This window comes from Acinetobacter sp. 16, assembly GCF_033439925.1.
GTDB lineage: Bacteria > Pseudomonadota > Gammaproteobacteria > Pseudomonadales > Moraxellaceae > Acinetobacter > Acinetobacter junii.
The window spans coordinates 2033540-2056971 of record NZ_CP137746.1; the positions used below are offsets into that span (position 1 = coordinate 2033540).

16 protein-coding genes and 1 pseudogene are annotated in these 23432 nt (G+C 37.6%); 7 read left to right on the plus strand and 10 right to left on the minus strand.

The window, feature by feature from the left end:
- Positions 1–146 precede the first annotated feature (146 nt).
- Positions 147–893, plus strand: a complete 747-nt coding sequence (locus tag R2H34_RS09995; RefSeq protein ID WP_201897680.1) for an IS5 family transposase — start codon at positions 147–149, stop codon at positions 891–893.
- 211 nt (positions 894–1104) lie between these two features.
- Positions 1105–1560, plus strand: coding sequence for a DUF441 domain-containing protein (locus R2H34_RS10000; RefSeq protein ID WP_042892691.1), 456 nt, complete (start codon positions 1105–1107; stop codon positions 1558–1560).
- Between the two features lie 73 nt (positions 1561–1633).
- On the opposite strand, the gene R2H34_RS10005 is transcribed toward R2H34_RS10000, so the two are convergent.
- Positions 1634–2554, minus strand: coding sequence for a LysR family transcriptional regulator (locus tag R2H34_RS10005; protein WP_005402501.1), 921 nt, complete (start codon positions 2552–2554; stop codon positions 1634–1636).
- A 246-nt stretch (positions 2555–2800) separates the two neighbouring features.
- Here R2H34_RS10005 and R2H34_RS10010 point away from each other — a divergent pair, with 246 nt between their 5' ends.
- On the plus strand, positions 2801–4015 hold the full coding sequence (locus tag R2H34_RS10010) for an MFS transporter (protein WP_004953971.1): 1215 nt from the start codon (positions 2801–2803) through the stop codon (positions 4013–4015).
- A 20-nt stretch (positions 4016–4035) separates the two neighbouring features.
- Here R2H34_RS10010 and R2H34_RS10015 read toward each other — a convergent pair whose 3' ends face one another.
- Together R2H34_RS10015 and R2H34_RS10020 are read right to left on the minus strand one after the other, a co-directional pair.
- On the minus strand, positions 4036–4647 hold the full coding sequence (locus tag R2H34_RS10015; protein WP_087541029.1) for a DUF2238 domain-containing protein: 612 nt from the start codon (positions 4645–4647) through the stop codon (positions 4036–4038).
- A 61-nt stretch (positions 4648–4708) separates the two neighbouring features.
- Positions 4709–5320 carry a LysE family translocator gene (locus tag R2H34_RS10020; protein ID WP_087541030.1) on the minus strand — a complete coding sequence of 204 codons (612 nt, stop codon included), beginning with the start codon at positions 5318–5320 and terminating at the stop codon, positions 4709–4711.
- Between the two features lie 54 nt (positions 5321–5374).
- On the opposite strand from R2H34_RS10020, the gene R2H34_RS10025 reads away from it, so the two are divergent.
- On the plus strand, positions 5375–6403 hold the full coding sequence (locus R2H34_RS10025; RefSeq protein ID WP_080632252.1) for a transposase: 1029 nt from the start codon (positions 5375–5377) through the stop codon (positions 6401–6403).
- Between the two features lie 112 nt (positions 6404–6515).
- Here R2H34_RS10025 and R2H34_RS10030 read toward each other — a convergent pair whose 3' ends face one another.
- Positions 6516–7499: an ion transporter gene (locus R2H34_RS10030; protein WP_004962361.1), complete on the minus strand. Its 984-nt coding sequence runs from the start codon at positions 7497–7499 to the stop codon at positions 6516–6518.
- A 253-nt stretch (positions 7500–7752) separates the two neighbouring features.
- Here R2H34_RS10030 and R2H34_RS10035 point away from each other — a divergent pair.
- Positions 7753–9210, plus strand: a pseudogene (locus R2H34_RS10035) (DASS family sodium-coupled anion symporter).
- A 59-nt stretch (positions 9211–9269) separates the two neighbouring features.
- Here the strand turns inward: R2H34_RS10035 and R2H34_RS10040 are convergent.
- The 6 genes from R2H34_RS10040 to R2H34_RS10065 form a co-directional block, all read right to left on the minus strand.
- Entirely contained in the window at positions 9270–9995 is a 726-nt protein-coding gene (locus tag R2H34_RS10040; RefSeq protein WP_087540826.1) for a hypothetical protein, read from the minus strand.
- Between the two features lie 73 nt (positions 9996–10068).
- Positions 10069–12708 carry a bifunctional aconitate hydratase 2/2-methylisocitrate dehydratase gene (locus R2H34_RS10045; protein WP_318342256.1) on the minus strand — a complete coding sequence of 880 codons (2640 nt, stop codon included), beginning with the start codon at positions 12706–12708 and terminating at the stop codon, positions 10069–10071.
- Positions 12709–12967: 259 nt separating this feature from the next.
- Positions 12968–13327, minus strand: coding sequence for a hypothetical protein (locus R2H34_RS10050; protein ID WP_004911726.1), 360 nt, complete (start codon positions 13325–13327; stop codon positions 12968–12970).
- A gap of 102 nt (positions 13328–13429) precedes the next feature.
- Positions 13430–13879, minus strand: a complete 450-nt coding sequence (locus tag R2H34_RS10055; RefSeq protein WP_087540828.1) for a DUF4124 domain-containing protein — start codon at positions 13877–13879, stop codon at positions 13430–13432.
- Between the two features lie 131 nt (positions 13880–14010).
- Entirely contained in the window at positions 14011–18516 is a 4506-nt protein-coding gene (locus tag R2H34_RS10060; RefSeq protein ID WP_318342257.1) for a translocation/assembly module TamB domain-containing protein, read from the minus strand.
- Between the two features lie 46 nt (positions 18517–18562).
- The gene (locus R2H34_RS10065; RefSeq protein WP_151711520.1) at positions 18563–21277 is read right to left on the minus strand and encodes an autotransporter assembly complex protein TamA; all 2715 of its coding nucleotides are present in this window, start codon (positions 21275–21277) and stop codon (positions 18563–18565) included.
- A gap of 162 nt (positions 21278–21439) precedes the next feature.
- Between R2H34_RS10065 and R2H34_RS10070 the strand changes: the two genes are divergently transcribed.
- Positions 21440–22762 carry an MFS transporter gene (locus tag R2H34_RS10070; protein ID WP_004962381.1) on the plus strand — a complete coding sequence of 441 codons (1323 nt, stop codon included), beginning with the start codon at positions 21440–21442 and terminating at the stop codon, positions 22760–22762.
- Between the two features lie 3 nt (positions 22763–22765).
- Positions 22766–23401, plus strand: coding sequence for a 2-polyprenyl-3-methyl-6-methoxy-1,4-benzoquinone monooxygenase (gene coq7 / locus R2H34_RS10075; protein WP_042892706.1), 636 nt, complete (start codon positions 22766–22768; stop codon positions 23399–23401).
- The last annotated feature ends 31 nt before the right edge of the window (positions 23402–23432 follow it).

Consider the following 23432-nt stretch of genomic DNA (forward strand, 5'->3'; position numbering starts at 1 on the left):
TTTCTTCTTAATAATAAGGTCATCTCCAAATCAAGGATTAAGATGACCTTAAAATTTTCGTTCGATTAGGGTGTGTTGACACTTTTAGCTTAAAAAAATAGCGAAGTAGTAAAATCAAATCGCCAAACCCAATTTTACTATTCGCTATGCCTCGTACCATGCTGACAGATCAACACTGGCAAAAGTTGAAAACTATTTTGCGTAATTTATCTATTCATCACAACTCAAATTTACGTAATTTTATTGAAGCTATTCTCTATAGAATTAGAACAGGCTGTCCGTGGCGAGATATTCCTTCCTATTTCGGTCAATCAAACTCTATTTTCAAACGTTTTAATCGTTTGTCAAGCAGCGGTAAGTTGCTTAGATTATTCAAATTATTAGCATCATGCCCCGATATGGAGTGGATTTTTATTGATGGCTCTCACGTACGTGCTCATCAACATTCTGCCGGTATAGCGAATCAATCCATTTCTAAAAGTGTAGGAGGAAACTCCTCAAAAATACATTTGATTGTTGATTCACATGGCAATCCTATTGATTTCATGATTACCGATGGCACTACACATGACATCAAAGTTGCACCTGATTTAATAGCAACATTAGATTTAAAAGAGACAGAAGTGGTATGCGCAGATAAAGGCTATGATTCAGAACCACTGCGTGAGCAGATCAGAAAAACAGGAACAAAAGCGAATATACCAAAGAAAATAAATAGCCAATCGAACAATGATCATATGGACTGGTATTTATATAAAATCAGGCATTTAGTTGAAAATATGTTTTGTAGATTAAAACAATTTAGAGGGATAGCTACTCGATATGACAAGCTCAAAAGAAATTATCAAAGTGCTGTTGCCTTAGCCTGTATATTTTTATGGCTACCTTTATAGGTTTAATTATGAACAGTAAATGTCAACAGACCCTAATCAATACTGATGTAAATAAGATCAACTGCTAAAAACTTTCGCCAATCATAGTGAGCTTGAAGCGAATCTTTTTAGTGTTTCTGAATGATTCTGCCTTTTAACAGCGAAGTTTACATAAGCTGTCAAACTTGTAGCCAATTGCGTTACAATTCAAGTTTTATTACCTTTCAATCCAATGTTTGCACACTTCGATTTCAATCTTCTAGTTTTGCTGATCTTATTAGGATTTGGTGTTTTCAGTCAAAATACGGCTGTTATGATTGCAACAGCTGTACTAATCATCGTGAAAATCACTCCGCTCAATCAGCTTTTTCCTTACATTCAGCAACATGGTTTAAACATCGGAATTATCATATTAACCATTGGTGTTCTTTCCCCAATCGCAAGTGGAAAACTCAGTGGTGAAAGTATTTTAAAATCATTCCTAAGTTACAAATCTCTTTTGGCTATTGCTGTTGGCATATTCGTGGCGTGGTTAGGTGGACGAGGTGTGAAATTGATGAGTCATCAACCGGACGTTGTGGCAGGATTATTGATTGGAACAGTCGCGGGTGTTGCATTATTACGTGGAGTACCTGTCGGTCCCCTAATTGCAGCAGGCATATTATCGATATTGATTGGTAAGAGTTAATATCTCAAACCAATCAGATAACATGCAGTTATAAATGTACCAAATCTATAACGCAGACTTTAAAACGATCAAATTAACGTTCGTAATACATCACACGCTTTTGTGAGAATTTTTCTAATTGCTTTAAAAAGCCTTCAAAATAGCTTTTCTCTTTTTCGTCAGTACGATAACCCGCATAGAGCGTTCTTCTCAAACCTTTTGGTGAAACACAATCTAAGCGACGACTCACCACCCATCCTTTTTGCTCGTATTCATTCACAACCCAATCAGGCAAAGCTGCAATACCGCGCCCACTCGCTACCAGTTGAATTAACATCTGAGTCAAATCAGTAGTACGAATGTGTTTTGGCAAAATATTCGCGGGTAAAAACAGATGAGCCATAATATCCAAACGATGCTTATCGACTGGATAGGTAATCAAAGTCTCTTCAGCCAGATCTTGAACGGTAATATGTTCTGCTCTCACCAAATGATGTGTATTTGATAAAACTAGACGTGATTCATACTCAAAGATTGGGAAGTATTCTATACCTTTTAGCGCAATTGGATCTGCCGTGATCAGTAAGTCAAATTCAGCGTTTTGAAGAAGTTCATGCGGGTTTGACTCAAAACCTGCTGCAAAGTCTAAATCTACGTCAGGATATTGTTGACGATATTGATTTAACAAAGGCATTAGCCAATCGAAACAGCTATGACATTCAGAAGAAAAAATTATGCGACCTGTTTGCCCATGTACGATTCGAGTGATATCCGTCTGTGCAATTTGAACTTGTGGTAACACATCATCAGCTAATTTGAGGAGACGCTCACCCACATTAGAAAAACTCACAGGACGGCTACGTCGATTGACAACTTCTACACCATACCAATGGTCTAATTCTTTTAACTGATGAGAAATAGCAGATGGAGTCAGACATAAATCTGCCGCTGCGGCAACTAAAGAGCCATGCTCTCTTAAAGCGAGTAGTGTTTTTAAATGTCTAAGCTCTAACACAGCATCAACCATTATTGAATTTATTTCATCTTAGCACAAAATTAATGAGTTAACCTCACTATATATTCCTGCTATTCCAAATGTCTAAAAAACGACTTACATCATATACATCATGTGTCAAATTCATGTGAACACACGACACTATTTCTTTGAATTAACAAATGCCTTGAGTTCATTTACGTTCCTTTTCACATTTTTGCAACTGTCTTGAATATAATAGTAGCGTCACTTTTTCCTTAATATGTTATGTCATCTCCCTCAGAATTGAATCAAACAAAACAATATTCCTTATTTCTTGTAATTTTCTCCTTGGCTGTTGGTAGTTTCTGTATTGGTACTACTGAATTTGTCGCAATGGGGCTTATTCAAGAAATTGCAACTGATCTTCATGTCAGTGTCCCACATGCAGGTTATTTCATCAGTGCTTATGCATTAGGTGTGATGGTGGGTGCTCCTATCATTGCGATCTTAGGTGCTAAAGTGCCTAGAAAAACTTTATTATTATCACTAATGCTGTTTTACGGTCTCGCAAATGCTGCTACTGCTTTTGCCACGTCTTCAGATGCAATGCTTATTTCTCGATTCATTGCAGGATTTCCTCACGGCGCATACTTTGGAGTAGCAGCATTAGTCGCGGCAGAGTTAGCGGGTAAACATCGTCGTGCAACAGCGATTGCACAAGTTATGATGGGCTTAACTATTGCGAATGTGATCGGTGTTCCTATAGCCACTTGGTTAGGACAACAGTTTGGTTGGAAGGCTGGATTTGAATTTTCTGCGACAATCGCTTTCATTACACTGATAGGCGTAAGTTTATTTGTACCCAATATCCCTTTGCAAAAAACAGCTAGTATTAAAGCTGAATTAGCTGGGCTAAAAAATATTAATATGTGGCTGACATTGGCAGTTGGAGCAATTGGTTTTGGTGGTATGTTCTCTGTATATAGCTATGTGTCTCCGATACTGACTGAATATACACATGCAGATATCAGCATTGTGCCAATCGCTTTAGCAATATGGGGAACAGGCATGGTCATCGGAGGCTTAGTAGCTGGTTGGTTGGCTGACAAAAGCCTATTCAAAACCATGATTGGTATTCTTATAAGTTCAGCATTGGCCTTTGTATTTGCAAGCTTTATGATGACAAATCTTTATACTGCCATCCTTGCTTTATTTTTAATTGGATTCACCGTAATTGGTTTAGGCGGTGCCTTACAAACACATTTGATGGATATTGCGGGTGATGCACAAACTTTAGCAGCATCTTTGAATCATTCAGCATTCAATTTAGCAAATGCCTTAGGTGCATTTCTAGGTGGATGGGTATTGAGTCACAATATGGGATGGTTAGCGCCAATATGGGTTGGCTTTGTTCTAAGTTTAGGTGGATTAATTATTTTATTAATTGCCCTTGCCTACGCTAAATATTCAGCAAATAAACAGTCTGTTATTCTTCAATGACAGACTGACGAATTTTTTCGTTAGTGTACTAACTTATAAAACTGTCGGTCATGCCATTTAGACAATAACAACAAAGCACTGACCGATCCTATCAAGGCGAAAAACATATCTGACTGGGTATCCCACTCATAACCTTGTGTTCCTAAAAACTCTTCTGCACCTTCACCAAGCGCAAGTGCTGCAGCCCATTCTATTAACTCATAACTAGCACTTATCGCAAGCACAATAGAAATGACAATAAAAATCAGCATTTTTCCATGCTTTAAGATGTCATTTCTCAGCAAAATTTCACGTGCTGCAATTGCTGGAACAAAACCTTGCATAAAATGCCCAATTTTATCGTAAGGATTTCGGTCTAAACCAAACCATTCAGCCATTTCAAATCCAAATGGCACACGTGCATAGGTATATGTTCCACCAACAATCAATACCATGCAATGAATAAAAATTAATACATAGAGAAGATTAGTCAGAGGAAATCTTTTATAAGTGTGAATCAATAGTGGAACGACAATTAATACAGGTAATACTTCCATAAACCATGTACCACGGTCAAAAGGATCAATTCCCGAAATAATTAAACTCAAAACTAAAAAGAGCATCGCAAACAACAACACTAATTTTTGATTCATCGTCGCCTCTCAATTCTTTAATTTTTATAAGGACATTCTTCATGTCCATATTAATCTGTATTTAGATCGAAAAGAAAAATTTAAATGATTCAACAATCGGCGATACCACAGAGATAACCAATAATAATGCCATAGCTGTATTAAAATACTGAACCTTCTTCTGATCATTCACAATGCTTTGCAAGCGTTGTCCCATATAAGCCCAAATTCCAACACAAGGAATGCTAACCAATCCGAAAATCGCGCCAATAAAAACAAACTCAGCTAAATGGCTATTTACAGAGCTATAGGTTGCAATCGCACCCAATGCCATAATCCAAGCCTTAGGATTAACCCACTGAAATAAGGCAGCCCCCATAAAACTTAATGGCTTTTCAGGCTTTTCTTCTCCATCTACTCGTCCTGCACCATAAATTTTATAAGCTAGATAAAGTAAATATACGATCCCAACTATTTTCAATATTTCATACATCAAAGGAGATTGTCCAAGTGTGGCTCCTATGCCGAACCCAACAAGCATAACCATCACACCAAAGCCAAATCCGATGCCTAAAATATGCGGAATACTTCGCTTAAATCCAAAATTCAAACCTGATGCTGCCAACATAATTTTATTGGGTCCAGGTGTTATAGACGTGACAATCGAATAAACAACAAAAGAAAAAAAGGTCATAGGACTTACGCATTGACGGATTCAAAAAAGTACTAAAATACTTTTAAAGTATCTGTGATCAGACGAATTAAACATGCTTCTACAGCAACTTGTACTCTACCCATTTATATGGGCTTTCTCATGACAGAACCGAACTCTATTAGCTGCACACAACTTGCCGAGACTTATAATATCTCGCATGATAGTGTAAATCGCTTTCTAGAGCGTGAAGATTACACACCTCACGACCTATATCAAGAATCAATTCAACATATTGATAATAACAAACTTATAGTCAGTATTGATGATACTGTTTTAGATAAACCATATAGTCAACATATGGACTTAGTTAGTTATTTTTGGTCAGGCAAACACCACCGATCCGTCAAGGGTATTAATCTCATTACCTTGTATGCGACAGATCAAAATGGTCAAAATATTCCAATTAATTTCCGAATTTATGACAAATCTGAAAGTAAAACCAAGAATGATTACTTTATGGATATGTTAAGTGAAGTACTCAGTTGGGGTGCAAAGATTCAATTTATTACAGGTGATAGTTGGTATTCATCGACTGGAAATTTAAAAACCATAAGAAAATATGGTATTCGATTTATGTTTGGTATCGACTGTAACCGTAAGGTTTCCCCAGAAAAAGGACAATGGTTTCAACTGCGTTTATTGCCAGATTTCCATCAGGGTCAAGTAGTCTGGCTCAAAGATTTTGGCTTTGTACAATTATTTAAGACTCAGTTAAAAGAACAGCAGAGGTTTTATATTGTGCATCAAGATGAAGATGATTTATTGTCCTTTGAGGGTTTTCATGAATTACATTCAAGTCATTGGAAAATAGAGCAATATCACCGGGTGATTAAACAGGTTTGTCATATTGAAAAGTTTCAAGTAAGACGATCTAAACTGATTTTGAATCATATTTTTTCAGCCTTGATGGCCTACGTTGAGATACAAAAGAACCAGTTTGAGCGGATCTTTGAAAATATATATCGTTGGCAGAAGAAATTATTTAGACCAATGATCAAAAACTTCATTGATGACTTTATTCTCGATAAAAATCATCTGCTACCACAGAGAATCTATAAATAATAGTGCGTAAGTCCTAGGTCAGTAAACTCATATACAAAATCAAAACAATTGTTCAAATTTACACTTACTATAACAGCCAATTAAGTCAGTTTATTTCAAACAATAAAACTTTTTATTCTGGTAGCTTTTCGCCGCAATAAGGACAATAGTGTTTCTTTGAGTTTTGTTGCTCTTGTTCTTCTAAAACATGCTCTCGCAAAAGTTGGATAATAATTTCATGCATTTGCTCTTTGGGTAATCCTACTCGCTGTCTTAACTTTTCTAATTCGATCGTATTGTGAACTACCTCAAAACCATGCGCTTGAACAAGCTCACGGAACTCTTGTTCCAGACGCTGATTTCGTTGATTGAGTTCATTAGCCAAACCAGAAGCCAAAATACCCGCAGGTAAAGCTGCAATCCCCACACCTAAAATCGTAATAATTGCACCTAAAAACTTACCCATATTTGTGATAGGCGTAACATCACCATACCCTACTGTTGTAAGCGTAACGACTGCCCACCACATCGCGTGAGGAATTGAACTAAATGCTTCAGGCTGTGCTTTGTTTTCGACTACATAAATACCAGAGGCAGCCATCACGATAAGAATCACTAAGATAAAAATGACAGCTTGGAATGATCCTTTTTCACGCTTGATGACCCTGAGTAAAATCTGTAATGACACAAAATAGCGGGTTAATTTAAGTAGTCTCAACAAGCGTAAGATTCGCAGCACGCGTAAATCAATTGGCACGAAGAAATTAAGATAAGCAGGTAAGATTGCAACCAAGTCGATAATAGCTCCCCCGCTACGCATCCATTTCAAACGCTGTTGGCTTGCTGGAAGACTAGGTTCCTTTTCAACAATACTCCAAAGTCTTAGTACGTACTCGATGGAAAATAGTGCGATTGATATATTTTCAAACATATCAAAATAGACTTGGTACGCCAAATACAGTTCAGTGATTGACTCCAAAATAACTGCCGCAACGTTTCCAACGATTAAAAAAATCAAAAAATAGTTTACGCACAAACTAAAGGTGCTTTGATGATCATCATTTTGTAAATTGTTATAAACAAAAAGTCTTAACCGTTTTATTGAAAGCTTTGCCATACCATACTTATAGTTATCTCAACCAAGACAAAAATGTATCATGTTGATCAAGCACTGGATACGTTATTTGAGCATTTCCTGAATTATTTCGATAAATCACATTGCTAAGAATAAAAAAATAACTTTGCAGCAACAGTAGTTTGCTTGCTTATAAATTATCATTTAATCAAGTTCATATCTCAAAAATGATTTGAACCTATCACTTTTATAAAAACAAATTCCATCTTACACATGAACAGAACGAGAAATTTATATGGGCTTTAAACCTATTCACACTTTGATTTCAATTGGTATCGCTTTAATCATATGGTTCATTATTCCTGTGCCGTCAGGTGTTAGCCCTCAGGCATGGCATCTGCTCGCTATGTTTATCGGTGTAATTGCCGCTATTATCGGTAAAGCTATGCCGATCGGGGCTATTGCAATACTTGCTATCAGTTTGGTTGCCGTTACAGGTGTCACTAGCAACAATCCCAGTGATGCTATAAAAGACGCTTTGAGTAGTTTTGCTAATCCGCTCATTTGGCTGATCGGTATTTCTATCATGATCTCCAAAGGATTGCAGAAAACTGGATTAGGTGTTCGCTTAGGCTATTTATTTATCGCTGTTTGGGGCAAAAAGACCATCGGTATCGGATACAGTATGGTACTGTCTGAATTGATCCTTGCTCCTGTAACGCCAAGTAATACAGCACGCGGTGGAGGAATTATCCATCCGATTGTACGTGCAATTTCTACCAGTTATGACTCTGATCCAGCCAAAGGCACTGAGGGTCGTATGGGGAAATTTTTATCTCTCGTCAATTATCAAGCCAATCCGATTACCTCAGCAATGTTTATAACAGCAACCGCCCCAAACCCATTGGTGGTTGATCTTGTTGCTAAAGCGACAAATAGTGAAATTTCATTGAGCTGGAGCACTTGGGCAATTGCAATGTTACTCCCTGGTTTAGTTGCATTGATCGTCATGCCATTGATCATGTACTGGATGTACCCCCCTGAAGTGAAGGAAACTCCTAATGCAGCTCAATTTGCAAAAACAAAACTTAAAGAAATGGGTGCAGTGAGTAAAGATGAAATCATTATGCTTGGTGTTTTCGGAATATTATTGCTGTTGTGGGCAGGTATTCCTGCCGTGATCTTGGGTTCAGCTTGGGCTGTTGATCCAACTACCACAGCATTTATTGGTTTGACTTTGTTATTGCTCACTGGTGTTTTAACTTGGGAAGATATCCTGACGCAAAAAAGTGCGTGGGATACCATCACTTGGTTCGCAGCTTTAGTGATGATGGCAACTTATTTAAATAAACTGGGGTTAATCACTTGGTTTTCAGCTGTCTTGGAAAGCAGCATCGGTTCATTAGGGCTAGTCTGGATGCCTGCCTGTTTATTGTTAATGCTTGCCTATTTGTATGCACATTATATGTTTGCCAGTACTACAGCACATATCACAGCTATGTTTGCAGCTTTTTATACGGCTGGACTTGCATTAGGTGCGCCACCGATGTTGTTTGCCTTAATGATGGCAGCCGCTTCCAGTATCATGATGACTTTAACCCATTATGCAACGTGAACTTCACCTGTGGTATTTGGCTCAGGCTACACCACACTGGGTGAATGGTGGAAAGCGGGCTTTGTCATGAGTGTCGTCAATATCATCATTTTTGTAGTGATTGGTGGACTTTGGTGGAAAGTGTTGGGTTATTGGTGATTTGATTTACACGGGTATTTCACTCCAATTGAAATGCCCGTATAACTAAAAAATACTATTTATATTTCAGGAAGTAACGATATTAATTTTTTCCGTGCACCCAAAGCCGCTACTTTTCCTCTAATCGTAGATGGATGCTGTATTCTGTAACACAAGTATTTTTGATCATATATAAATTTATAGAGTTGATTTTTTGCTATGTTTTCACCTTTATAATCCTGCCCTTGGGAATATAATTTTGGATCAAAAAACTCCCTTCTATAAATAGTATTCTGGCTTCCATTTGCTAAAATAATGATATTAGGTTCAAAATACTCAATTTGTGCATTTAGTAGTTCAAATGAAATACTTTTTATCTGTTCGAAATATTTTGATTTTATTGGACTTTTTTCCTTCCATGCAAAACAAAATAAATTATAGTAAATTAATCCTTCAACACCAGATTTGTCCGCAATAGCTCGCGTGAAATCATGAAAGGTAACTTTCTTAGTTCTAGGTTCAAGCATCATTTTTTGGAAAAAGCTCTTATTCTTTTCAATTGATTTAACTATGTAGTGGTCTAAAGAATACACTTGATCTAACGTGATGTTCCATCCCCTAGTTTCAGCACCCACAATCATAATTTTATTCTTAGCATTCCAGTAATGATCTGGCTCACTAGCAAGAAAAAGACCAGATAATCCTTCTTTATACTTACTATAATCATGTAGTGTATTAAAAAAAGACTCGTCAACTTTAGAAAGTATTTTTAAGTATTTTTGTTCTAAGTCATAAAAGTTTTTCATTCTAATTGCTCAAAAATAAGGGCTGATTACTCAGCCCTTATTTTTAACTCATTAAAACTTAATTATCAATAAATTAAGTTAACTGAGCAGCTTGGATTTTCTTAGTATCAACTTGATCAGCTTCTTTTGTATATTCGCTCATCTTGTCGAAGTTTAAGTATTTGTAGATGTCAGCAGAAGCGCTGTCGATTTGCGACGCGTACTGTTGATATTCTTCTGGACTTGGTAATTTACCAAGTACCGCAGCTACAGATGCAAGCTCAGCAGAAGCTAAGTAAACGTTTGTACCTTGACCTAAACGGTTCGGGAAGTTACGAGTAGAAGTTGATACACATGTTGTGTTCGGTGCTACGCGTGCTTGGTTACCCATACAGAGTGAACAACCTGGCATTTCAGTACGTGCGCCTGATTTACCATAGATGTTATAGAAGCCTTCTTCCATCAACTGATGCTCATCCATACGCGTTGGTGGCGCAATCCAAAGACGAGTTGATAAAGAACCACCTGGTACTTGCTCAAGCAATTTACCTGCAGCACGGAAGTGACCGATGTTTGTCATACAAGAACCGATGAATACTTCATCAATTTTGTCGCCTTGAACTTCAGAAAGAAGTTTAGCGTCATCTGGATCGTTCGGGCAGCAAAGAATTGGTTCTTTGATGTCAGCAAGATCGATTTCATATACTTTCGTATATTCAGCATCAGCATCAGCTTTTAACAAGCTTGGGTTATCTAACCACTTCTGCATGTTTTCAGCACGACGAGCAAGTGTACGAGCATCGCCATAACCTTCAGCGATCATCCACTTCAACATTGTGATGTTAGAACGTAAGTATTCAGCAACTTTCTCTTCAGAAAGAGTGATTGAACAGCCCGCAGCAGAACGTTCAGCAGATGCATCAGAAAGTTCGAATGCTTGCTCAACAGTCAAGTCATTTTCCATTTCTGTTAAGTCGATCTCAAGGATACGACCAGAGAAGATGTTTTTCTTACCTTTCTTCTCTACAGTTAAGTCACCAGCTTTGATCGCATAGTAAGGAATCGCATGTACAAGGTCACGTAAAGTGATACCAGGCTGCATTTTACCTTTGAACTTAACAAGTACAGACTCAGGCATGTCAAGTGGCATAACACCAGTTGCAGCTGCGAACGCAACAAGACCTGAACCCGCTGGGAATGAAATACCGATTGGGAAACGAGTATGTGAGTCACCACCAGTACCTACTGTATCTGGAAGTAACATACGGTTTAACCAAGAGTGGATAATACCGTCACCAGGACGTAAAGATACACCACCACGGTTCATGATGAAGTCAGGTAATGTGTGGTGAGTTGTTACGTCAACTGGTTTTGGATATGCAGCGGTGTGACAGAAAGACTGCATCACTAGATCAGATGAGAAGCCCAAGCACGCTAAGTCTTTTAACTCGTCACGAGTCATAGGACCAGTTGTATCTTGAGAACCAACAGTCGTCATCTTAGGTTCACAGTAAGTTCCTGGACGGATACCTTGACCTTCAGGAAGACCACATGCGCGACCTACCATCTTCTGAGCTTGAGTAAAACCTTTACCAGTGTCAGCAGGTTGTACTGGAGTGCGGAATAAAGTAGAAGGCTCAAGACCTAATTCTTCACGCGCTTTAGCTGTTAAACCACGACCAATGATCAGGTTAATACGACCACCAGCACGTACTTCGTCTAAAAGTACTGGAGTTTTAAGTTCAGCTTCAGAAATTTGTACGCCATCTTTAAACGCTGTAACTTTTGCAGCAGCGTGATCGATTTTCAATACAACTTCGTCGCCCATGTTCATGTTCGCAACGTCGATTTCAACAGGTAATGCACCTGCATCTTCCATTGTATTGAAGAAAATTGGAGCGATCTTAGAACCTAAGCACACACCACCATCTTTTTTGTTTGGAATGTGTGGAAGTTCGTCACCGAAGAACCAAAGTACAGAGTTAGTTGCAGATTTACGAGAAGAACCTGTACCAACAACGTCACCCACGTAAGCAACTTGGTTGCCTTTCGCGATCAATTCTTTGATTTGGCTTAATGGACCAACTTCACCTGGTTTTTCAGGGTTGATACCATCACGTTCATTTTTCAACATTGCGTTAGCGTGTAACGGAATATCTGGACGGCTCCAAGCATCTTGAGCTGGAGACAAGTCATCAGTATTCGTCTCACCTGTTACTTTGAACACAGTGATTTTGATTTCTTCTGGAACGTCAGGACGGCTTGTGAACCATTCTGCTTCAGCCCAAGATTGCAATACAGCTTTAGCAGCAACATTACCTGCTTTAGCTTTGTCTGCTACATCATGGAATGCATCAAATACAAGAAGTGTTTTTTTCAATGCTTCAGCTGCTAATTCAGCAAGCTCAGCATTATCTAAAAGATCAACAAGAGGAGCTACGTTGTAACCACCAAGCATCGTGCCTAGTAAGTAAACTGCGCGTTCTTTAGTTACAAGTGGAGAAGTCGCTTCACCTTTCGCAACCGCAGATAAGAAAGCAGCTTTAACGTATGCAGCTTGGTCAACACCCGCTGGAACACGATTTTCAAGCAAATCTACTAAATATGCTTCTTCGCCTGCTGGTGGATTTTTTAATAAAGTTACAAGTTCAGCAGTTTGAGCATCATCAAGCGGCTTCGGTGGGACTCCGAGTGCGGCACGTTCTTCAACGTGTTGGCGGTAAGCTTCTAGCACAGTGTTATTCCTCTTTTTTAAAAAATTACTTGTAAGTTCCAGCTTTTTTCAAGCTCTACAAGTAATATGGACAGCAAAATTTTACTAGACTTCGACTTAAAAGTTAATGGAACTACCGTATTTCTACGTGATGCCCATTATTTTATAGCGAAATGTTTGTCACTTTTGAATACCGCTTTGGTCTTAGATCAAAGCCTAATAAAACAACGAATTAGGTACATAAAAAAAGACAACTCTTGTTGTCTTTTCAATGGTTAAATTAAAATGATTTATAGTTCGGTAACTTATCATGTGGTGTTACCAAACATTGATCCGTAAATTTCTTCTTTAAATCCTCACGGATCGCATCAGGATCAGACTTCAACTGATCTACTGGAAGTCTATAAACCGTTTCAATAATTTCGAAAATAAATTTACTCGTCATCTCATCTTCAATCTTGCTCGCATGTTCTTTTGCTTGCTTTTCTTCAATTCCATTCTGACGATCTAGTGCAATAGAACGCGCTGCATTGCCAATACTTACGCAATAGCCATGCCACTGTTGTTCTGGTGTTAAAGGCTCTTTCTTACCACAACCCATCAAAATCAAACCGAGTGCAATCAATACAACCTTTTTCATCTTCATACTGCAGCTAATTAGATGTAGACATCATACTCAAACTCTAGCATTTTGCAAAAAAGATGCATTTAAAAAAATTAGCTATCGCTAAAAAATTACATATCATTTTGTACACGACATGTTGTTTGCTGTTTTGAGACATTTGCCACCAGTCGAAGAGAGATATGTATTGCCTTGTACTAGATTGTAAGCTTTACCTTTAGTGTCCCAACAACGAACCCCATTACAATTCTTGATCGGAATTAAAACATCTGTTTTTGCTGCAAGTGCTACATTTTTAGTTTGAGGTGTTGTTGCAACTGCTGCTGTTTTTGTTTCTTTAACCACTTGAGCCTGTGCTTGAGTTGGTACAGCATGATTGGCTGTATTTCCAACCGTCATATTTTGAAGTTGAGGCTCTTGTTTCTTGGTGGGTGGCGGTGTCGCTGAATATGTAGTTACACCCTTCGCATCTACCCATTTGTAGTATTCTTTCGCATTAAGTTGAAATGAACTACTCATCAAACCAATACTAACGATTGCCAAAAGCTGACTAAAAGTGACACATTTCATCCCCTTCCTCCCAAAAATGTCATTTATCTATATTTTTCAATTACTTATATATAACAATATCACATTTATATTGTAAAAGTACTATAAAAAAACCTGCCTTATCTAAACAAGGCAGGTTTTATAATGTTTATCTAGAAGCGCCAGTTGTAGAATAAGTCGATAGCTCGTTCTAAGGACTGACTTGCTTCCAGATAAAGTCGACGATTCATTTGATATCGCAAAGTCAATTTATTGACAGGTGTAAATACACCAATACCATAACGAATAAATAAGTCTGGGGTAATATAACCCGTTAAACTCACTTGGGAATCGTCGCCAGTTCCCTGAGCATCTAATGCCAATCCACTTAAGCCAAAAGTTCGTCCAATTTGATTCGTTAAAGCTCTAGTTCCACCTAAACCCATGCTGATCCCAGCGGCAGCGATTGTATTATTAACATCAGATTTGAATCCTTCAGTGTTACTTAAACCACTACCACCTTCATTAATACGTCCTGTTAATAATGCATTGAGTGCTTCTTGCTCAGACAGACCTGCATCATTGTACACTTGAACATTAGGGACGGTCGCTGTACCCGTAACACGCACACCAACCATGCTTCCTTGTACAGGTTTATTTGCATCAATATCTAAGGTTGGGTTTGCAAGAGGTCCATTAAAACGAGCAATTGCACGATTCAAGTCGAGACTCTGACCATAAGCTTCGATCTTCACTTTCTGGCTTACACCAATTGCACCATTTGCTCGCATGGCTGTTTCTAAACCACGTTGTGACAGATGTAGACGTCCGACCAATGGGATATTACTTTCAAAGCCTTGGAAAATAACTTGATTACCTAGATTTACCGTCATATCAGCTCGGATATCCCATGGTTTCGCTGCTTTTAAAGTAGCGAGTAAATCTTGTCCTTGATGCACAACGCGTACATCAGGAGAAACATTCACCACCGTTGCTGAACTTTCTGGCATGGAAATACGAGCACGAGGAACATCAATCGTACCTTTTAAACTTAAACGTTGAGCAAATGGATAAACATCCAGGCTTAAATCGGGTTTAACAATCGCTGTAATCATTGGTGCTTGGCGAACTAATAGATTATCGCCTTTAAGTGTTAATGCTAAATGAGGATCATTTTTCCAGTCAAAGCTCCCTTTTAAACGACCTACACCTTGTCCACTATTAAATGCACCATCTATGCTTGCTGAATCTTGTCGAATCGAAGAGTAAAGCTGAATATTATTTAAATTCACAGGTAATGAAATCATGCTAATAGCGCCATTTTTCAAACGCATTTCACCTGTAAATTGTGGTTGTGTTAAAGTTCCGTCCACTTTTCCAGCAAGCGATAAGGTGCCAGCCATAGAACGTACATCTTTAATAAATGGCTTAAATACTTTGAGCTGAACTTCATCAAAAGCAATTTCACCGCGCATTGGCATATTTGTTTGGAATGGATTAATAATCACATTGGCATAACCTGTTCCAATATCAGGTGTTTTCATATCCACTCTGAATAACAATCCTTCGCCAACGCTTTTTGCTATCAAACTAAGTTCATCATAAGTGACTGTTGTCGCAGGATCTTGGGGATCAGCAGCAGCAAGACCAATTTCACCTTTACGAGTTACTAATGTCGCATCTAATTTTGGTCGCGTACCATTTGCCCATGATGCACGTGCATAACCATTTAACTGTCCTGTAACAGCTAAACCTTCTGGCATAAATGCGGCAAAATCATTTAAATCAAGATTTTTTGTGAGAAAAGAAACATTTCCTTTAGTTTTACTTATACGTGCAGCCTGATCAAGGCATAACTGGCTATGAGAGCTTGACCAACAATGCTGCCCCACAAACAGTTCAGCAGCAGATGAGGTATATATAATCGGCGCACTTTGATTTTGTACTAGACTAATTCTACGCGAAGTGAAATTACCTTTTTGCAACTGACCTAACCAATCGTTGTTTTGATTAAATCCACCTGCGAGTTGAACATAAAAATTAGACTGCTTATTTTTACTTTCGACTTTTAACAAATGCGCTTTGCGAGTACCAGCGAGATTCACAACTGCATTTTCAATTTCACGATTTCCATTGCGTACTTGATTTACCTTCGCAGTCAAAATCGTTGGTGTCGTCTCTGAAGTTGGTAGTTCGCCTTGCACACGTAATGACTTAATACTAACTAGGTTGTTAAATGCAAAATTATCTACAGCGATGTTTGCTGTTGCTTTCAGTTTCGGTTGAGATTGTATATTTAAATTACCATACGCTCGACCTTGCAATCCCGGATAGATTTCATACAAAGCTGGTGCGTTTAATTTAACTTTTAAGCTTTGTGCATTACCTGTTGCTTGTAATTGGTTTTGTGCATATGCAAAAAATAAATCATTTGCTTCAAACTGTTGTGGTAAGAACCCTTTTTGATTTGAATCAAGCAAAAGTGTTAAATTACCTCGTCCTCGAACTGGTTTATTGTTAATAAAACCTGCGGCATTGAGTTGACGTATATCAACTCGTTTTAGGTCATCAGACCACACACCCTGTGATTTGACATGTCCTGAAATTTCACCTTTGACACTAGAAACAAAATATTGGGGCTTGAAACGAACTAATGAAGTTTCGATATTCCAACCTAATTTATCTTTTAAATTGACTGAACCTGTTGCAAATAATTTACCAGCCACACCATCATGCTTTAACTCATTAATTTTGACGTAATCTGGTGTGCCAGCAACATCAATTTTTAATAATCCATTTGCCTGATTTAAAGCATTTAATGAACCATCATACTGAACCGCATAACTCTTAAATCCACCACCATTTTTTTGATCATGGAAAATTAAAGCTACTGTACTTTTCCCTTTAATTGCAATTTTTTCAGATGTATTTGATTGGGCTAACTGACCATTTAAATCAATATTATCAAATTGAATAATCTGCTGATTTGGTTTAGCAAAACCTTTAGCAACAATTTGTCCATTTAATAAATTTACTGGTGCCGCTGTAGCTACAGTTTGCGGATTGAAATTATCTGCTTTAAGCGTTGCATTCCATGAGAGTTGCTGTTTTTCAGTTGGAAGTTTAATTTTTGCTAGACCCGATAAGCTTCCATTTTCTGCCTGATAACGAAAATTTTCGATATCTAACAAACTACCTTTAACATCTAAGCGAGCATCATATTTACCCGTTGGCAATACTGTTTTTTCATGTGGCTTTACAGTAGTCGAAACAAAGATATCTTGCTGACCTTCTTTAAGTGTAATGTTGGTTTGACCATTATCACTACTTAACCATCCGATATATGGCACTGCTCGATCAATTCCTTGCCAAGCAATATCAAGTAGCATCGGTTGAGGTTTATTGGATATCGCTTTTGCTTGATTAAGTTTTACATTCCAAGTCTCGTATTGATCAAAAGCCAGCTGTGCATTCAATGCCAACCCTTTTTCCATAGAACCAATTGAACTCAGATTTGCGTCCAACGTTGGTGGCAAAAAGTCTTGAGCTACCTGAGGGATGATTTTATTTTTAGGATTAAGTCGATCAAGTCGACCTTTAATGTCCCATGCAACATGATCTTTCCAACTTACAATCCCTTTTAGTGAAACGCTACCATTCATCACCTGACCGTTAAAATCCTGAATATTTAACTGGTTTCTAAGGTCCGTTTCCATCAAAGCATTATATTTTCCTTCAGGAATTTGCTCACCTTTAAGATCGGTATCTAAACTTAAAATAAGTTTTTTGATGTTACCGTTAAAACGTGCAACACCATCTTTAGCAAATAATTTTTGTTCTTTTAATAAAGGCAAATGATAGTTTTTGAATAAAAGCTCGCCCTGCATTGGCACACCATCACGTACTGGATGTAAAACAGTCCAGCCTGTGACCAAATCTGGTGTTTGCGTTGCTACACCTGCTTTTAGCGTATCTAATGTACCTGAAGCAACTACCTTTATGACATTGATATCTAAACTTTTAAGAGATGGAATAATAAGATCAGCTTTTGCATCAATCGGATATTTACCACTAAAATCCATCTGACCTGTCGCATTCTTTACAGCCAAATATCCCATGTCCATATGTGAGTCTTCAAACTCTAATTTGGTACCTGACCATAGGGCATCTTTCAAATAAATATCATTAAACTTCACTTCAGATGTTGTTGTCTTAATGACCAAATGATCTAAATTCGCCTCATCAACTCTTAATACAAAAGGAAGCTTGATTGCATCAAATGCAAATGGTTTTCCTGATGGTGGCTTTTTATTAATAACTTTGAAATTTTGAACATCAGCATGGCTTAAATGTATTTCTTTTTTGAATACTGCACGCCAACCCAAAGATACATCAGCACGATCAAGTGAAACATCTACAGCTTTCAGTTGGACAAGAACATTTTTTAAAATGATTCCTGAAAGTAAATTACCACTTTCATATTCATAACGAATCATCTTTTGACTTTGCAAAACACGATCAAGTAGAAAACGGCTGCCTTTATCCGTAGACATCATGACAAGTAATGAACTGATAAGTACTACAAGCGTCATTAACAGGACTAAAACAATAGTTCTTATCGTATGACGCTGTTTTTTCGGTCCATTTGAAGGCGTTAATTGCTGTTCTACTTCCGACATAATCAACCTGATTTTTTAACCTTTGAATAGGTTTTGTTTAAGATTATTAAAGTTGTGGACCAATAAAAAAGTGTAAACGAATTGGATTATTGTCGTTGGATATACCAGAAGCGACATCCAGTCGAATTGGACCAATTGGTGAGCGCCAACGTATACCAACACCTATACTATATTCTGTAGGGTTGCTAAATTGTTTATCATAAGCATTACCAAAATCGGAAAATATGGCTGCTCGCCAACCATCTTTAAATTGATAATTATATTCAAATGAGCTAACAGCTAGGGCTTGACCACCAATTTTATAGCCATCTTCTTCAGGTGATAAGCTTTTATAGTCAAAACCACGTAATGATTGATCACCACCTGTAAAGAATCTTAAATTATAAGGAACTTTATTGAAATCATCGGTAAAAATATAACTAGCATCGCCACGACCTACAAACTGATGGTCTTCATTTTCACCTAATGAATAAATAAATCGCCATCCAGCAGTTAAAATAGCCATGTTAGCATCAGATAATAAGGATTCTGATCCCAATTCGACTTTATAAGTTTGCTTAAATCCTTTTGTCGGATTTAACCGAGAGTTTGCATTCGTTTTCGATGCCTCATAACCGAATAACAATGACTCTTGTTCTGAATCAATACCTGAAACTTTAAATGCATCAGGTAATTCGTCAACATTGACATCACCTTTTTTTGTTAATCGATCTAGACGATAACGAAAACCCATCGTATGTTGCCAATCACCAAGAGGATTCTTAATGATTCGCTCTCCACCTATAACTGCTGATTCAACCAATAGATTTATATCAGGACCAATATCATCACGTTCTTCACGCTCATAACCACCAACTAAGTTAATGTAATCGTTGAGTGGATGTTTATATGGAATACTATAACGACCATCGATTGATTGACGAATTTGTGAAAGTTCAATATTGGCATCAAATGCATGGCCATATTTATTTACGATTGCACGTCTGTATTGACTACGAATACGGGCACCCGTATCAGTTCCGTAACCAATACCTGTCTCTAAGCTATTCAATCGATCTGCATTTAAAGTCACGACTACAGGAATTTTTTTCTCAATACGAGTTTGTTGTTCTAATTTTTGACGTTCTTCCTCTTCATCATCATGGTCATGAGCAAGTGGCATCGCTCTAGCCAAAGCATATGGCTGAGCAGCTTGCCCCCCAGAGAACTGGGATTCATCAACTACATCTTGTGTAACCTCTTGAGAGGATGTGACTTTCTGCCTAGCTAAATCTGCTTTTTGTTGACTATTTAATAACTGAGATTCTTGAATACGTTGCTGATCGACTAAAGCTTGCAAATCAGGAGGAAGCTCTAAAGGTGGTTGAATTGGATCAGGCTTAATTGTGTCAACCAAGGTATAGTTAAAATATCGTGTATTCGTTAAGTTATTTGCTAATAGATTCACACGCCAAAAAGCATAATCATCACCCTCTTTCCAAGGTGCCAAACTGTCTAAAACTTTTTGAGTGAGTGGTAAAGGCTTACTTGGATCACTCATTCGATATTCAACTTTCTTCAGTTTATATCGCTCGCCTGTTTCATATTTTAAATTAATATCTGCAATTTTTTTTGGTTGACTAATCTTCACATCATGGAGTCGCCAGTATGCATCGAAGAAGCCATTATCTGTAGCAGTATTAACAATTTTGCTTTTTGTCTCTTCATATTTTCCATGATTAAAAATATCTTTTTCATCTTGGATCGGAACTAAGCGAATAACTTGAAACTGAGGTAAATTTTCACCTGCTCCAGTAAAGTCTATATTTTGCTTGTTGATAATTACAGGTTCATTTGGTGTAACATTGACTTTAACTTTACTTTCACTGACTTTTTCAAACTTAAACTCTGCATTGTAATATCCTACAGCTTGAGCTGCTTGATTTGATAATGCACGTAATTGAGGTAAAGCTGCTGCAAAATCATCAAATGATTCTTGCGTAAAACTCGAAAGTTTCGCTTTGATATTTGCTGCTAATTCAGGTGGCGCACCAGATACATCTGCACTAATACGAGGAACTTTGTCCGTATTTAAAATATTTTCGGGTTTGAATCGATTAATAATTTTCTTAAAAAATCCAACTTTTTCAGGTGCTGGTTCAGATTTAGCTTGGAAGTCAGCTAATGTTCTCCCAGTTTCATTTGCTTCTACAACAATCTTACTATCAGCCTGAATTTCCTGCATTAATTGATTGATGTTTACAGGTGCTTTTGTTATTTCTGTCAGTTCTGCTTGAGAAACATCATTGACTGTGGTTTGTGTGGCATTTGCTCGATAGTTTTTAGCTTCATTTTTAGCTTCTTCTGCAACACGATAGATTTCGTTTGCCATGTTCTGATCAACTGAAACTACTGGCAAATCCTCTAGATTTTCATCGAACTGTATAGGTTTTAATTCTTCAATTTGATTGATTGTTTGTTCTTGTTGTTTTAATGCAGCGAGACTATCTAATTCTGAAACAGTTACAGTCGATGGCTCTACTTTTGCCGACACATTCACATCAGCCGATGCTAGAGTTTGTAATGTTTGATCAGAAGATGATGGTGTCTCTATTGAATTAATTTTAGACATATCAGCAATTTGCTCTTGAGCACAAGCAACTGATATAAAAGAACTAATTATAAAACTACTACAAATAAGTTTAGGAAATCCCTGCATTTTAAATATTAAATGCATAGAATGAACCAGTGTTGACTGTTTAAACTTATCTTTAGATGGCATGTGAAACTCTAAACTTATTTTTAATTTATCTTTTTTTGATGGGTGAAAATTTCTTCAAATCTTTGATTTTCATCCAATCAAACATTGAAAGTATCATACATGCATTTTCTAGTATTTTTACAGTAAGTCACATTTTTTTATAAAACACAATGAAGTGAACACATGATGAAACAAGATGACCACTTAATGACATCACGTCGGTTTGTCCCGATGTTTTTCACTCAATTTTTTGGGGCACTGAATGATAATGTATATAAACAAGCACTTCTTTTGGTCATAACTTATGGGTGGATCCAACAACAAAGCGCACCGATTAGCACTTTAAATAATTTAGCTGCCTTGCTATTCATCTTACCCTATTTCTTCTTCTCTGCTACAGCAGGACAAATCGCGGATAAATACGAACGTTCACAACTAATTCGTTTTATTAAAATCCTTGAAATCGTGATCATGTTGATTGGTACAGCAGGTTTCTTACTCGGAAACTTATGGCTTTTGCTTTTTGCTTTATTTTTAATGGGCACACATTCGACCTGTTTCGGTCCCATCAAATATGCTATTTTGCCTGAAATATTAAAACCTAATGAGTTAATGTCAGGAAACGCACTGTTTCAATCTGGAACCTCTATCGCAATTTTACTTGGCATGATCTTAGGAGGTGCTGTTATTGCATCTTCAGAAGGTAATTTATTGTGGATTAGTGTCACAGTTGTTACCATTGCCTGCTTAGGCTATTTAAGCAGTCGCTTTATTCTTCCGCAAAAGATTGCATCTCCTGATTTAAAAATTGATTGGAATTTTATTAGAACCAGTTTTCAGACATTGAGTTATGTAAAAAAAATTCCTGTTGTATTCATGATTCTACTTGGAAACTCTTGGTATTGGTTTTATGGTGCGACGTACCTCACTCAAATCCCCCAACTCACTCAACAAAATCTTCATGCATCTGAAAATGTCGTAAGCTTATTACTCACTTTCTTTTCGGTTGGGATCGGTGTCGGCTCATTACTATGCCGTAAGATCGGTGGCAGTGACATCAATATCAAGATGGTTCCTTATGGCGCAATTGGTTTGACTGTATTTGCACTTTACTTAGCTGCAAGTCTTGCATTTGTACCTGAACGCACTGGTGAACTTCTTAATTTAAAAGATATGTTTACGCAAGGTTTGGTTTACTACCATGTCATGATCGCTGTAACGCTACTTGGAATTAGTGGTGGATTTTATATCGTTCCTCTATATGCCATGATGCAAGCATATTCACCACGTTCACATCGTGCTCGTGTCGTTGCTGCAAACAATATTCTAAACGCTGTTTTCATGGTCAGTTCAGCAATTTTTTCAATTTTAATCTTAAGCATTTTAAAAATTGATATTAAAATCTTATTTATCATCACAGCCGTTTTAAGTGCTTTTTTCTCAATTTGGTTATTGAAGCGCTTACAACCTCTGTTAGCAAAAGCTCCCCATACTCTAGAGGATTAATATATGCGTCATTACACAGGTCTCGATAAGATGATCAATTCATTTGACCAAGCATTACGCAGCTTAGTTCCTGGTGCTACGACATCACAACGCAACAATCCTGCAGAAGAAACCCCTTCGCAGTTATGTGTTAGCGATGCTCGTCATGTTGCGGGATTAATGCGAGTTAATCATAGCGGAGAAGTCTGCGCTCAAGCGCTTTATCATGGACAAGCACTGACCGCAAAGCTTCCACATGTTAAACAAGAAATGCAACAAGCAGCACTTGAAGAGCAAGACCACTTAGCATGGTGTGAAGATCGTTTAAAAGAATTAGACAGTCATACCAGCATTTTAAATCCGATATGGTATGGTTTATCTTATGGTATGGGTGCAATTGCAGGCATTGCAGGTGATAAATATAGCTTGGGGTTTGTTGCTGAAACAGAACGTCAAGTCAGCCAACACTTACAAGAGCATATACAGCAGCTTCCAGCTCATGATGAACGTTCACGTAAAATTTTAGAACAAATGAATGAAGATGAATTGCATCATCGCGAAACAGCATTAAATGCTGGCGGCGTAGAACTTCCTGTGCCTGTTAGAATCACGATGACGGCCATCTCAAAATTGATGACTAAAACAAGTTATTACCTTTAAAATTTGTGTAATACTGGGAGTTGCGATGATG

Bases quoted from the DNA above. Each gene is read 5' to 3' on its own strand.
- coq7 (WP_042892706.1), top strand. From the start codon at position 22,766: ATGCGTCATTACACAGGTCTCGATAAGATGATCAATTCATTTGACCAA.
- R2H34_RS10010 (WP_004953971.1), top strand. From the start codon at position 2,801: ATGTCATCTCCCTCAGAATTGAATCAAACAAAACAATATTCCTTATTT.
- R2H34_RS10020 (WP_087541030.1), bottom strand. From the start codon at position 5,320: ATGACCTTTTTTTCTTTTGTTGTTTATTCGATTGTCACGTCTATAACA.
- R2H34_RS10055 (WP_087540828.1), bottom strand. From the start codon at position 13,879: ATGAAATGTGTCACTTTTAGTCAGCTTTTGGCAATCGTTAGTATTGGT.
- R2H34_RS10060 (WP_318342257.1), bottom strand. From the start codon at position 18,516: ATGTCGGAAGTAGAACAGCAATTAACGCCTTCAAATGGACCGAAAAAA.
- R2H34_RS10070 (WP_004962381.1), top strand. From the start codon at position 21,440: ATGATGAAACAAGATGACCACTTAATGACATCACGTCGGTTTGTCCCG.
- R2H34_RS09995 (WP_201897680.1), top strand. From the start codon at position 147: ATGCCTCGTACCATGCTGACAGATCAACACTGGCAAAAGTTGAAAACT.
- R2H34_RS10065 (WP_151711520.1), bottom strand. From the start codon at position 21,277: ATGCCATCTAAAGATAAGTTTAAACAGTCAACACTGGTTCATTCTATG.
- R2H34_RS10030 (WP_004962361.1), bottom strand. From the start codon at position 7,499: ATGGCAAAGCTTTCAATAAAACGGTTAAGACTTTTTGTTTATAACAAT.
- R2H34_RS10040 (WP_087540826.1), bottom strand. From the start codon at position 9,995: ATGAAAAACTTTTATGACTTAGAACAAAAATACTTAAAAATACTTTCT.
- R2H34_RS10000 (WP_042892691.1), top strand. From the start codon at position 1,105: ATGTTTGCACACTTCGATTTCAATCTTCTAGTTTTGCTGATCTTATTA.
- R2H34_RS10050 (WP_004911726.1), bottom strand. From the start codon at position 13,327: ATGAAAAAGGTTGTATTGATTGCACTCGGTTTGATTTTGATGGGTTGT.
- R2H34_RS10015 (WP_087541029.1), bottom strand. From the start codon at position 4,647: ATGAATCAAAAATTAGTGTTGTTGTTTGCGATGCTCTTTTTAGTTTTG.